This is a genomic window from Enterobacter sp. RIT418 (assembly GCF_003057745.1).
Lineage (GTDB): Bacteria > Pseudomonadota > Gammaproteobacteria > Enterobacterales > Enterobacteriaceae > Enterobacter.
In genome coordinates, this window is the sequence record NZ_QBJD02000018.1 from 46,153 (window position 1) to 58,734 (window position 12,582).

The 12,582-nt window shown below is 58.1% G+C and carries 10 protein-coding genes; 2 read left to right on the forward strand and 8 right to left on the reverse strand.

Annotated features, from left to right (window positions below; genetic code table 11):
• Positions 1-46 precede the first annotated feature (46 nt).
• The 5 genes from mglB to DBY73_RS18705 form a co-directional block, all read right to left on the reverse strand.
• On the reverse strand, positions 47-1,045 hold the full coding sequence (mglB, locus tag DBY73_RS18680; protein WP_023312468.1) for a galactose/glucose ABC transporter substrate-binding protein MglB: 999 nt from the start codon (positions 1,043-1,045) through the stop codon (positions 47-49).
• Between the two features lie 295 nt (positions 1,046-1,340).
• On the reverse strand, positions 1,341-2,363 hold the full coding sequence (gene galS, locus DBY73_RS18685) for an HTH-type transcriptional regulator GalS (protein WP_112012550.1): 1,023 nt from the start codon (positions 2,361-2,363) through the stop codon (positions 1,341-1,343).
• A gap of 155 nt (positions 2,364-2,518) precedes the next feature.
• Positions 2,519-3,676 carry a DUF418 domain-containing protein YeiB gene (gene yeiB / locus DBY73_RS18695; protein ID WP_112012552.1) on the reverse strand — a complete coding sequence of 386 codons (1,158 nt, stop codon included), beginning with the start codon at positions 3,674-3,676 and terminating at the stop codon, positions 2,519-2,521.
• Positions 3,677-3,694: 18 nt separating this feature from the next.
• Positions 3,695-4,363, reverse strand: coding sequence for a GTP cyclohydrolase I FolE (gene folE, locus DBY73_RS18700; RefSeq protein ID WP_112012553.1), 669 nt, complete (start codon positions 4,361-4,363; stop codon positions 3,695-3,697).
• A 102-nt stretch (positions 4,364-4,465) separates the two neighbouring features.
• Complete coding sequence (locus tag DBY73_RS18705; protein ID WP_112012554.1) at positions 4,466-5,614, reverse strand: YbfB/YjiJ family MFS transporter; 1,149 nt, start codon at positions 5,612-5,614, stop codon at positions 4,466-4,468.
• 137 nt (positions 5,615-5,751) lie between these two features.
• Here DBY73_RS18705 and fghA point away from each other — a divergent pair, with 137 nt between their 5' ends.
• Positions 5,752-6,585 (forward strand): S-formylglutathione hydrolase, encoded by an 834-nt coding sequence (gene fghA, locus DBY73_RS18710; RefSeq protein ID WP_112012555.1) that lies wholly within the window; start codon positions 5,752-5,754, stop codon positions 6,583-6,585.
• Positions 6,586-6,688: 103 nt separating this feature from the next.
• Here the strand turns inward: fghA and cirA are convergent, their stop codons facing one another.
• The 3 genes from cirA to yieE form a co-directional block, all read right to left on the reverse strand.
• Positions 6,689-8,659 (reverse strand): catecholate siderophore receptor CirA, encoded by a 1,971-nt coding sequence (gene cirA / locus DBY73_RS18715; protein ID WP_112012556.1) that lies wholly within the window; start codon positions 8,657-8,659, stop codon positions 6,689-6,691.
• 229 nt (positions 8,660-8,888) lie between these two features.
• A complete protein-coding gene (locus DBY73_RS18720) occupies positions 8,889-10,358 on the reverse strand; it encodes an amino acid permease (protein WP_112012557.1) in 1,470 nt (489 codons plus the stop codon).
• Positions 10,359-10,518: 160 nt separating this feature from the next.
• A complete protein-coding gene (gene yieE / locus DBY73_RS18725) occupies positions 10,519-11,385 on the reverse strand; it encodes a DNA-binding transcriptional regulator YeiE (protein WP_112012558.1) in 867 nt (288 codons plus the stop codon).
• 97 nt (positions 11,386-11,482) lie between these two features.
• On the opposite strand from yieE, the gene DBY73_RS18730 reads away from it, so the two are divergent.
• A complete protein-coding gene (locus DBY73_RS18730; RefSeq protein ID WP_112012559.1) occupies positions 11,483-12,529 on the forward strand; it encodes a YeiH family protein in 1,047 nt (348 codons plus the stop codon).
• The last annotated feature ends 53 nt before the right edge of the window (positions 12,530-12,582 follow it).

Consider the following 12,582-nt stretch of genomic DNA (forward strand, 5'->3'; position numbering starts at 1 on the left):
TAAAAGGGCGCAACGAATTGCGCCCAGTGAAGACATTTCAAATAACTTATTTACCGATAAACTCGGCCAGGTTGGACTGGTCTACGCCCACGTAAGGTACGCGAACGATTTTATTTTCAATTTTCCAGCTGGTGCCGTCTGCCGCGCCTTTGCCGTCGGCCAGGTTTTTCGCCAGGTCGAAGGTGGCTTTCGCCTGGTTGTTAGCATCGTTCAGCACGGTACCGGCCATCGCGCCGGATTTCACCAGCGCCAGCGCTTCCGGCAGCGCATCCACGCCGAACACAGGAATAGAAGATTTATTGTGTGCTTTCAGCGCTTCAACCGCGCCCATTGCCATCGCATCGTTGTTGGCGATAACCACTTCGATTTTGTTGGCGTTCGGGCCGGACAGCCATGCGTCCATCTTATCTTTTGCCTGGGCGGTGTCCCACATGGCGGTATCGAGCGCCAGCTGCTGGGTTTTCAGGCCTTTGTCGTTCAGCTCTTTGATCACGTAGGTGGTACGCGCTTCAGCGTCCGGGTGGCCCGGCTCGCCCTTCAGCAGCACAAACTGAATCTGCCCGTCTTTGTTCAGATCCCAGTTCGGGTTCGCCGCCCAGTGTTTCGCAATCAGGTCGCCCTGAATAATGCCGGACTCTTTAGAGTCGGTGCCGACGTAGTACGCTTTATCGTAGCTATCCAGCGCCTTGCGGGAAGGTTCTTTGTTAAAGAAGACGATCGGCACGTTTTGGCCGCGCGCTTTTTCAATTACCGTGCCTGCTGCAGCCGGGTCAACCAGGTTGATTGCCAGCGCTTTCACGCCTTTTGCCAGCAGCACGTCAATCTGATCGTTTTGTTTGGACTGATCGTTCTGGGAGTCATTCATCAGCAGCTGTACGTCTGGCGCCGCTTTCGCATCTTTCTCGATGGCTTTACGCACAACGGACATAAAGTTGTCGTCGTACTTATAGATGGTCACACCAATACGGGTATCCGCGGCGTGCGCAGCGGCACCAAAAAGCATGCTTGCCATAACAGCAGACAGAGTTAACACCTTCTTATTCATGGTATCTCCGGTTTTTTTTATGCAGGGTAGTTCTGATGAATAACGATCGGCGGGCAGATGTTAAAGAAACGTTACCGATCGCCGAAGTTCACTTATAAAATGCTTATCTTCCGTGGTCTGTAACGCTCCAGAAATGCGTTTTTTTGGATGTTTCCGGCACGTTTGCTATGGTCAAAGTGAATAATCACCGTTACATAGCGTTTCAGCCCCTAAAACGCTGACATCATAGTCAGCAGCTTGTTAAGATACTGTGAATTTACTCACAGATTGAAAACGGTTACATCACACCGTGTAATCAGTTAGTGATCGAAACCACAGTTTGCCGAATGGATACCGAATGACGCCGCACTAAAGTCGGCATAAAACAGTGCGTTGCGCCCCGATCCTGCAGCCCTGCCGCCCCCTGTAACGCCAGCTCTGTAGCCAGTTTCGCCATCGAAGCAATCGGGTAGCGCACCGTCGTCAGCTGCGGGTCGGTGTAACGGGCAATGGGGATGTCGTCAAAACCGATCAGCGACAAATGCTGCGGCACCACAATGCCGTTATCCTTCAGCGCGGTGAGCGCCCCTGCCGCCATGCTGTCGTTGTAGGCAAAAACGGCCGTCAGCTGCAGGTTGCGGCCCAGCAGCTCTACCATCGCCGCCTCGCCCCCCTGCATGTCCGGCGTACCGGTTCCCGTCCAGCTCTCAAGCGGCGTGATGCCGTGCTCTTTCAGGGCGGTTTGCCACCCCTCGCGGCGCATGTCATCGTCTTCGATACGGTGGCTGGAGGCCAGATATCCGACGCGCTGATGTCCGTTGTTGATCAGCATCCGCGTCGCCATCATCGCGCCGCTGACGTTGTCCAGCCCCACGCAGCGGTGCGCGTAGCCGGGCACGATGCGGTTGATCAGCACCATGCCGGGGATCTGCTCCATAAAGCCGGAGAGCTCTTCGTCGCTAAGGGCTTTTGAGTGGACGATCAGGGCGTTACAGCGCTGGCGAATCAGCACCTCAATGGCATGCCGCTCTTTTTCAGCCTCGTGGTAGCTGTTGCCGATCAGCACGTACTTTCCGTGCTGCTGGGCAACAACGTCCACCGCCTTAACCAGCGCGCCGAAAAAGGCGTCGGAAACGTCCATCACCACCACGCCAATGGTATCGCTCACCTGCGTGGCCAGCGCCTGCGCGTTGGCGTTGGGCCGATAGCCCAGCTGCGAAACGGCTTTCATCACGGTTTCGCGGGTTTCAGGGCTGACGAGCGCGCTGTTGTTCAGCACGCGAGAAACGGTAGCAACGGAAACGCCCGCCAGACGGGCGACGTCACGAATGGTGATCATATTCACCATCCTTAAAAGAATTGCAGCAACGCACGGACACCCCCTGTGTTTAGCAAGGAGGCTATTCTGGCAGCACGAGAAAAGGGACTGCGTGAAGAAGCTCACACAGATGAAAACGCTTACATCCGTTTTGTTAATGATTGTGATCCAGATCGTTATCTGGATGTATTACGCAATGATACACCCGCAGCACGCGCGGTTAATTGCCGCCACGCCCACTCCAGCGGCCCCTGGCGGAAATAGCGCAGCCAGAAAACGGAAAACAGCACGTTAACAATCCAGACAGGAATAACGAACGCCAGCAGCGCAAGCCGGTTGAATTTCATAAAGAGGCCGAATTGATAAAACAGGGTGGTGCAAATCAGCGTTTGCAGAATGTAATTGCTTAACGCCATGCGGCCCACGCAGGCCACGGCAGCCACCGCGCGCAGGCGGGACAGCTGCGGCCAGAAGCCGTACATCAGCGCCGCGTAGCCTATCGTCTGGAACGGGGCGCTTAGCTCGCGCGGAGCCTGAAGCAAAAACGCGCACCAGCGATAGTCCCAGTGAAGATGCCATTGCGCTATCACCGCCGGAAGATTGATCAGCACGCCGAGCAGCACCAGCCCCGCGCCGACGCGACGGTAGTGCCGCAGGCTAAATTCCCCCTTCAGCCAGCCGGTGCGCATCAGGGATGCGCCCATCAGCATCATCCCCGCAAGCTGCCAGCCGTACTGCGCGCCGAGCGCCAGAAGATTATCCCCCAGCATATCCGCGCGGTTGCTTATCGCTTCCGTTCCACCCTTCAGCTTCCAGAACTGTTCATACTGGAGGTTGGCGGCGTCCGGGACCCACGAGCGGTTCGTTGCATCACCTGAAATCAGCCCAAGCAGCAGCAATACGCCAAGCCCCATGACGTAAAGCATTACGCCGGTGTTAAACAGGCTTTTGACGCTGTGCGCATCGCGTATCAGGCGCCAGCAAATCAGCCCTACCAGGCCGTAGGCCAGCAGAATATCCCCGTCCCAGAAGAACAGGCCATGAATAAACCCGAGGATGACCAGCAGCGTCAGGCGCGACTGGATCCAGCGCGTGCCCCGCTTGAGCAAAAGCTGCAGGCCCGCGCCAAACAGCAGCGCGAAGAGCGTCAGGAATTTGACCTGCGCAAAGAGATCGAGCACCGCCCACGTCCAGGCATCGCTGGGGGTGATGTCGCCATACCAGGCGGGATTAAGATAGGCGGCCTTTGGCAAACCAAAGGCGCTGATATTCAGCAGCAGGATACCGAGAATGGCGACGCCGCGAACAAAATCGAGCGTGACGTTTCGCTCCATGGTCCCTGCCCTGTCTGATTAGTTGTGGTGTCGCACCGCGCGCAGAAATTCCTGGCGGGTATTCTGGCTCGACTTAAACAGCCCACCCAGCGAGGTGGTAGTAGTGGCGCTGGTCGCATCGCGCACGCCGCGCGCCTTCACGCAGTAGTGCACCGCGTCGATAGAGACCGCCACGTTGTTGGTGCCCAGCAGCGTTTGCAGCGCCGTCAGGATCTGCTGCGTCAGGCGCTCCTGCACCTGCGGACGCTGGGCGAAGAACTGCACGATGCGGTTAATTTTGGACAGGCCAATCACCGTATCTTTTGGAATGTAGGCCACGGTCGCTTTGCCGTCGATGGTGACGAAGTGGTGTTCACAGGTGCTGGTGAGCGTGATGTCGCGCACCGTGACCATCTCATCGACCTTCATCTTGTTTTCGATGACGGTGATTTTCGGGAAATTAGCGTAATCCAGGCCGGAGAAGATCTCATCGACGTACATTTTCGCGATGCGATGCGGCGTCTCCATCAGGCTGTCGTCGCTCAGATCGAGATTCAGCAGCTGCATGATCTCGGTCATATGCCCGGCGATAAGGCGCTTGCGGGTTTCATTATCCAAATCCTGAACCGGCGGACGCAGCGGCGTTTCAAGACCGCGCGCAACCAGCGCTTCATGGACCAGGGCAGCTTCTTTACTGAGTGATGACATTCTTTTCTCCTGCAGGTGTGGCGTCTTTTGCCCTCGTTGTGGCAAAAGTGTGCGCTCATTGTGCGTGAGGCGGCGCACATAATCCAGTATTCACGGCGATAATTATTGCAATCGCTGCTGCCTTTCGGGCTGACGGTTCCAGACCAACGCCCCGCCGATAAACAGCGCGAGGCCAGCCAGACCCAGCGCCGGCTCCAGCCGGTGCGTGAGCCAGGTGGAGAGCGCGGAGGTCATTGGGCCAACCAGCTGCCCGATGGCGTAACCGGTGGTCAACAGCCCCGCCATATAGCGGGTATGCTCGGGCGCCAGCTCGCGGCCATACAGCAATGAAAGCTGCACGGCGCAGAGGAAACCGCCGCCGACCAGCAGCCCGCCGGTCAGCAAACCGCCAATTCCAGGCAGCAGCCAGGCGGCCAACACGCCGATGCCCTGAAGCCAGAGCACGATCGCCAGCCTGCGGTTGGACGTTGAGGTATGCCGCAGCGCGATGCTCAGCGCAATCCCCAGCACGGCGGCGGCGCCGAAGAGCGGCCAGACGAACTGGGCAAAGAGGCTGCCGGGAAAACGGGCGACCGCCATCTGCGATAAAAACGTGGCCGGAAGGATATAGCCAAACCCGGCCAGGCTGTAGCTCCACACCAGCCTTTTTAGGTCAGGCGTGAGGTGCAGCGGCTCGGGGGCCGTTCCCGGGCGATGTAGCTGGCCCGCCCGCGGCAGATAGCGCGCCACGACGGCGATCAGCACCAGCGCCAGCACGCCGTAGATTTGCCACGCGGCGCCGGCGGAGAGCGATCTGGCCTGAATATAGACCGCGAGCAGCCCGCTCAGGGCGATGCCTGCCCCCGGCCCGGCGAAGACCGCCGCGCTCAGCCCCGGCTTGCCCAGCTGCCCAAGGCGCTCGTTGGTCCAGGCGGCGATCAGCACCATCGACCAGCCGCTCATGCAGCCAATCACAAAGCGCAGAAGCCCGTGCACAACGGCGTTATCCGCCGCCGCGGACAGCAGCGTCAGCGCGACGGCCCCGATAATGCCGAGCCACAGCCGCGCTTCGACAAAGCGATGGGCGCGCATGGCGTCCCAGGCGCCCGCCAGATAGCCAAGGTAGTTCATCGCGGCCACCAGGCCCGCGCTGGTCAGGGTGAGCTGCCCGGCGGCAATCATCAGTGGAACCTGAGGCGTAAAGGCAAATCGCCCTATCCCCATCGCCACCACCAGAACCACGAAGCCGCTCAGGGCAATACGCAACGCCATGACCTTTCCAATTGTTAAAAATAAGTTAACTGATGATGCAACATCCTTGCGCCCGACGAAAGTGAAAGTTACTCACAGGCCAATGAAAACTCTGTATTATTGATTTAACAAATAGTCATCCGTAAAAGGAGCCCTGCATGGAACTGCTCGAAGAGCACCGTTGTTTTGAAGGACGACAGCAGCGCTGGCGCCACGACTCCAGCACGCTTAACTGTGCCATGACGTTCAGCATTTTCCTGCCGCCTGAAGCCGGAGCGAAGCCGCCCGTCCTGTACTGGCTGTCAGGCCTGACCTGCAACGACGAAAATTTCACCACCAAGGCGGGCGCGCAGCGCATCGCGGCCGAGCTGGGCATCGCGCTGGTGATGCCGGATACCAGCCCGCGCGGTGACGACGTTGCCGACGACGCCGGTTACGACCTTGGAAAAGGCGCCGGTTTTTACCTCAACGCCAGCCAGCAGCCGTGGGCGACGCATTACCGCATGTATGACTACGTCCGTGACGAACTGCCTGCGCTGGTTCAGGCCGAGTTTAACGTGGGCGATCGCTGCGCCATCAGCGGGCACTCGATGGGCGGACACGGGGCGCTGATCCTGGCCTTGAAAAATCCGGGGAAATTTACCAGCGTATCGGCTTTTGCGCCGATCGTGAACCCGACGCAGGTGCCGTGGGGGCAAAAGGCATTCACAAACTATCTGGGTGAAGACACAGAAAAATGGCGGGAATGGGACAGCTGCGCGCTGATGCTGGCCAGCCGTGAAGACGATGCAATCCCAACGCTTATCGACCAGGGCGATGCGGATCAGTTCCTCGCCGCGCAGCTTCAGCCCGCGGTGCTTGCCGAAGCCGCGCGCCAGAAAAACTGGCCGCTGACGCTGCGCATCCAGCCGGGATACGATCACAGCTACTTTTTCATCGCCTCGTTTATTGAGGATCATCTCCGCTTCCACGCGGCGCATTTGCTGCGGTAAGTGCGGCGGGTCTCGCCCGGTGGCGCTTCGCTTACCGGGCCTACAAATTTGTGCTATTGAGTAGGCCGGGTAAGGCGAAGCCGCCGCCCGGCACATTACGCAATCAGAACTTATAATCCACGCCCACGAAGTAGCGGCGGCCGTCTTCGGTATAGCTGTAGTCATCGCGGCTGAGATCTTTATCCAGCAGGTTCTGCACGCCGGCGCGCAGCTTCACGCTTTTTGTTGCCTGCCACGCCGCGCCCGTATTCCAGACTACGTAGCCGCCCGGCGTCGCCGCACCGGAGGTCACCGCGCGTTTCTCACCGGTGTAGTTTCCCTGAACGTAGAACGACCAGTCCTGCGTCGCCTGCCAGTCTACGGTGCCGTTCGCCGTGTGGAACGGCAGCTCGGACAGCGGCTTGTTCCCGCCGTTGCTGATGTCGCGACCGTCGTTGTAGGTGTAGTTCAGCGTCACCTTCCAGTCTTCGGCAACCGGGAACTTCAGCTCGGTTTCCACCCCGCGGATGCGCGCCTTATTGACGTTGTAATAGCGGAAGATAGGTTCCCCGTCGGCGTTCAGGCCCACGTAGTTCGGGTAGCCTTTTGCCTGATCGACGCTCGCCGTGCGGTTGACGCTGATACGATCATCCACGTTGTTCTGGAAGGTAGTGATGCTGGCCTGTACGCCCTCTAACCAGCCCTCTTCGCCGCTGTAGTAGAGGCCAAACTCGAAGCTTTCGCTGGTTTCCGGCTTCAGGTCCGGGTTACCGACAATTTGACAGGCGCCGCGGCAGGAGTTGGACACCCAGTCCGGGCTAAGCTGCAGCAGCGACGGCGCTTTAAACGCGGTTGCCCAGCCTCCTTTCACCGTCACGGTATCCGTCGCGTTATACACCAGGTAAGCACGCGGGCTCCAGTGGTCGCCGTAGGTTTCATGGTCATCCATGCGGATGCCGGTGGTCAGCGCCAGCGGTTCAAAGATACGCCACTCATCTTCCAGGAACAGCGCGTACTGGCTTGCTGACGTATTGCTGCTGGAGCCACCCGTCATGTTTATAGGGTCTTTCAGCTTGTCGTGACGCCATTCGCCGCCGAACGTCAGCATCTGGTTGATTTCGCCCAGCGGCAGCACGTATTTGCCATCAACGGCGTTGCTCTCGGAGGTGATAGCGCTGCTGTTGCCGGGGTTTTTGTTATCCACTTTTTCGCCGTAGAACTTCAGCTCGCTGTTGCCTACGCCCCAGCGGCCATTGTGGCTCAGGGAATAGTTCTGACGCTCAAGGCGGTTTTTATCAAGAGAATCCGAATCGCGATCCTGACGGTCAAAGCCGTAGCCCGCGGTGAAGTCGTGGTCTTCCGTCGGCGTCCACGCAAACTCTACGTTCGCATCGCGGCTGGTAAAACCTTCGATGCGCGGCGTTTGGCCGCTGGCGTCGCTGGATGATTTTTGCTGGTCGTCTTTTTCACGCTTTGAGACGCTGCCGTAGGCCTTCAGCCCCAGCACGCCGTCCACCAGCGGTCCGCTGGTAAAGAACTGGCCGCTATGGGTGTCGCCGCGATCGCGATGCTCCTGAATCGTGCTGTCGGCGCTCAGGGCTCCCGTCCACTTCTGGCCGATTTTTTTGGTGATGATGTTCACCACGCCGCCCAGGGCGTCGGAACCGTAGAGGGAGGACATGGGTCCGCGAACCACTTCGATGCGCTCGATCGCATCCACCGGCACCCAGTTCAGGTCAAAATCGTTATGGCGAAACACGGCGTTACGCGAGCTTACGCGTTTGCCATCGACCAGAATCAGCGTATAGCTGCTGTCCAGACCGCGAATACTTACCCCTTTTCGGTTGTCCCCTTCGTTCGTCAGCTGTACGCCGGGCACGTCCCGCAACACATCTTTGAGGTTCTGAACGGGCTTACGATGCAAATCTTCCTGAGTAATGACGCTAATACTCGCCGGTGCATCCTTCAGGTTTTGCTCGGTAGCCGCTGCCGTTACAACCATTGTGTCGCCGGATTCTGCTGCGATGACAGGCAGAGCGAGGGACATTGCAGACGCGCAGAGTCCTCCCCTGACGATGGGATTCAACCTAAACATTCCATTTCTCCATGAGGTAAATACAGCTAAATCAAATCATTACTGCTCACAGTGCTTTGCACCCCGCCCGCTTCTTCGGCAGGTCGGTCATCTTCTACAAATTTTCGTAACGATAAAGCAAACGATAACTATTATCAATTGAATTGTTAAAAAATATATCTGCACTGCACAGTGTGGAGACAAAAAAAAGCCCGCTCAAATGAGCGGGCCAGAAAGAGAGGAAGTGCGGTTATTGTTTAAATCGTTTCGGAAATTCCATTTCGCTGTAACGAACGAAGTGCGTGCCTTTCACCAGCTTGTAGCCAAACCAGATGACGAGGAACAGCGGAATACCGATGTAGGTCGCCATCACGCCGCCCCAGTCGATGGTGTCAGACAGGAAGGCCTCGTAGTTCTGCCCCAAAGTAATAATCAGACACAGAACGAAGGCAAAAATCGGCCCCAGCGGGAAGAACCCGGAGCGGTACGGCAGGTTGTTAATATCATGGCCCTGCTTCACGTAGCCGCGGCGGAAGCGATAATGGCTGATGGCAATCCCAAGCCAGGCGATAAAGCCCGTCATGCCCGAGGTGTTCAGCAGCCACAGGTATACCGTCTGGTTGCCGAACATGGAGGTCAGGAAACACAGGCCCGCGATGACGGTCGTGGCGTACAGCGCGTTGCGCGGCACCCCGCCGCGAGACAGCCTGGCGAAAATACGCGGCGCTTTACCGTCGCAGGCCAGGGTGTACAGCATGCGGGTTGAGGCGTACATGCCTGAGTTACCCGCAGACAGCACCGCCGTCAGGATAACCGCATTCATGACCGCCGCCGCAGACAGCAGGCCGGCGTGCTGGAACACCAGCGTGAACGGGCTAACGCTGATGTCCTTCACATCGTTGCGCAGCAGGCTTGGGTCGGTATAAGGGATGATCAGGCTGATGATCAGAATAGCGAACACGTAGAACAGCAGGATACGCCAGAACACCTGACGCACCGCGCGCGGGATATTCTTCTCTGGATTTTCAGATTCACCGGCCGCGATGCCGATAAGCTCGGTGCCCTGGAAGGAGAAGCCGACGATCATCGCCACGCCAATCATCGCCGAGAAGCCCCCGGCAAACGGCGCATCGTCAATCGTCCAGTTGCTCCATCCCGCAGGTTCAGCGCCTTTGAAAATACCAACGATCATCGCCACACCGACCACGATAAAGATGATGACGGTTGCCACTTTTATCAAAGAGAACCAGTATTCCGCCTCGCCAAAACCGCGCACGGAGATGTAGTTGAGCAGGAAGATCACGGCGAGGAACAGCGCGCTCCAGATCCAGCCTGGCGTATCCGGGAACCACCAGGTCATTACCAGCTGCGCGGCAACCAGGTCAACGGCAATCGTTACCGCCCAGTTATACCAGTAGTTCCAGCCCAGCGCGAAGCCGAAGCCTTCCTCAACGTATTTTTGACCATAGGTCGAGAACGAACCGGACACCGGCATATACGCCGCCAGCTCACCCAGGCTGGTCATCAGGAAGTACACCATCAGGCCAATCAGGATATAGGAAAAGAGTGCCCCGCCCGGGCCTGCTGCCGAAATTGTTGCGCCAGAGGCAACAAAAAGACCTGTACCGATCGATCCGCCAATGGCGATCATCGTCAGGTGACGCGCCTTCAGTGCGCGACGTAGCGCGGGCGCTTCTGTGGTTTTAGTTTCTGAAACCATGTGAAAATGCTGTCCATTCAATAAATGAGGCGCGATTGTAGCAGACGATCCGCGTTCCTTCCGGCAGAAATGCACTGTTATAAGAGAGCTTCATGACTCGGCCAGGATTATAAGTAAACCCCTCACCCTGACCCTCTCCCCTGTGGGAAGAGGGGCGCCTTTACATCTCGCAGTAGCGCAGAAAACGCTGCAGCGAGCTGGAAAGGTGTTTCTGACGATGGTGGATGCACCACAGCGTGCGCACCAGCTTCGGCAGCGGCACCGGAATTTCAACCAGCGTTCCGCTTTCCAGCTGTTCAGCAATCACGCGGCGCGAAAGGCAGCTGATGCCCAGACCGTGGCGAACGGCGTGCTTGATCGCCTCCGAGTTGCCAAGCTCCATGCCCAGCTGGAACTGCGGCAGATGGGACAGCAGCAGGTAATCGACGATTTCTCGCGTGCCGGAGCCCTGTTCGCGCAGGATCCACTGGGCCTGCGCCAGCCGCTCCAGCGTCACCTCGCCCTGTAATAGGGAGGAGGCCGGAGAGGCAAACACCACCAGCTCGTCCTCCAGCCACGGCTCCGCGATGATATCGACGTTATGGCACGGCCCTTCAATGAGGCCAATATCCACGCGGAAATCGATCACCGCGTTGATCACGTCCTGGCTGTTGCCGACGCTCATCTCCAGCGGCAGGGTCGGAAAATCCCGGCGGTAGCGGGCAATCACTTCCGGCAGGATGTAGTTGCCGATAGTGCTGCTGGCGAAAACGCGGATCGCGCCGTTGTCTTCCCGGAACAGCTGCTCAATTTCAATCGCCTGTTCAAGGAGCGCCAGCGCGCGCGGATAAAGCAGGCGGCCATGTTCGTTAACCACGAGCCGCTTCCCTACCCTGTCGAAAAGCTGAACCCCCAGCTGGCCTTCCAGATCGGTCAGCGCGGCGCTCACCGCAGACTGCGAAAGAGCCAGCATCTGGGATGCCTGGGTGGTCGACCCGCTCTTCAGCACTTCGGCGAACACTTCCAGCTGACGCAATGTAATGTGCATGGTTGCTTACCACTTATAAAGATTGATTATAAATATATAATCAATTTTATTTTTAAACCAGCGCGACGTAACCTTTAGCCAGACAAAGGAGAAGGTTATGTCAGAAATCACCTTACAGCATCATCGAACAGTATGGCACTTCGTGCCGGGGCTTGCGCTCAGCGCCGTCGTAACGGGCGTCGCGCTCTGGGCCGGCAGCATTCCGGCCATCGCCGGAGCCGGGTTTAGCGCCCTCACCCTGGCCATTTTATTGGGTATGGTCGTCGGCAATACCGTCTACCCTAAGCTCTGGAAAGCCTGCGACGGCGGCGTGATCTTCGCCAAGCAGCACCTGCTGCGCCTCGGGATTATTCTTTACGGCTTTCGCCTGACGTTTTCGCAAATTGCGGACGTCGGCGTCAGCGGTATCGCGATCGACGTCCTCACGCTGACCAGCACCTTTTTACTGGCGTGCTTTATCGGCCAGAAGGTGTTCGGGCTGGATAAACAGACAAGCTGGCTGATCGGCGCGGGCAGCAGCATCTGCGGCGCGGCCGCGGTGCTGGCCACCGAGCCGGTCGTAAAGGCCGAATCCAGCAAGGTGACCGTGGCGGTTGCGACGGTGGTGATCTTCGGTACGCTGGCAATCTTCCTGTACCCTGCGATGTATCCGCTGGTCGCGCACTGGTTCAGCCCGGAAACCTACGGGATCTACATCGGCTCAACCATGCACGAAGTGGCGCAGGTGGTCGCGGCGGGACACGCCATTAACCCGGAAGCGGAAAACGCGGCGGTGATTGCGAAAATGCTGCGCGTCATGATGCTTGCACCGTTCCTGATTATCCTGGCCGCGCGGGTAAAACAGCTGGCCCCGGCGGGAAGCGGCCAGAAGAGCAAAATCACCATTCCCTGGTTTGCGATTCTGTTTATCGTGGTCGCGGTGTTTAACTCCTTCCACCTGCTGCCAAAAGCGGTTGTGGATATGCTGGTGACGCTGGATACCGTGCTGCTGGCAATGGCCATGGCGGCGCTCGGGGTAACCACCCACGTCAGCGCGCTGAAAAAAGCCGGGGCGAAACCGCTGCTGATGGCGCTGGTGCTCTTCGTGTGGCTTATCGTCGGCGGTGGCGCAATCAACCTCGCGGTTCACAGCCTGATGGCATAAACCACTACGTCCTCCTCCTGTTAACCCGCTATCATAAGCATTTCGGGTTAACA

Excerpts from the sequence above, each read along its gene's own strand:
- DBY73_RS18705 (WP_112012554.1), bottom strand. The coding sequence starts at position 5,614 with ATGGCGTTGCGTATTGCCCTGAGCGGCTTCGTGGTTCTGGTGGTGGCG.
- folE (WP_112012553.1), bottom strand. The coding sequence starts at position 4,363 with ATGTCATCACTCAGTAAAGAAGCTGCCCTGGTCCATGAAGCGCTGGTT.
- DBY73_RS18720 (WP_112012557.1), bottom strand. The coding sequence starts at position 10,358 with ATGGTTTCAGAAACTAAAACCACAGAAGCGCCCGCGCTACGTCGCGCA.
- fghA (WP_112012555.1), top strand. The coding sequence starts at position 5,752 with ATGGAACTGCTCGAAGAGCACCGTTGTTTTGAAGGACGACAGCAGCGC.
- DBY73_RS18730 (WP_112012559.1), top strand. The coding sequence starts at position 11,483 with ATGTCAGAAATCACCTTACAGCATCATCGAACAGTATGGCACTTCGTG.
- mglB (WP_023312468.1), bottom strand. The coding sequence starts at position 1,045 with ATGAATAAGAAGGTGTTAACTCTGTCTGCTGTTATGGCAAGCATGCTT.
- cirA (WP_112012556.1), bottom strand. The coding sequence starts at position 8,659 with ATGTTTAGGTTGAATCCCATCGTCAGGGGAGGACTCTGCGCGTCTGCA.
- galS (WP_112012550.1), bottom strand. The coding sequence starts at position 2,363 with ATGATCACCATTCGTGACGTCGCCCGTCTGGCGGGCGTTTCCGTTGCT.
- yeiB (WP_112012552.1), bottom strand. The coding sequence starts at position 3,676 with ATGGAGCGAAACGTCACGCTCGATTTTGTTCGCGGCGTCGCCATTCTC.
- yieE (WP_112012558.1), bottom strand. The coding sequence starts at position 11,385 with ATGCACATTACATTGCGTCAGCTGGAAGTGTTCGCCGAAGTGCTGAAG.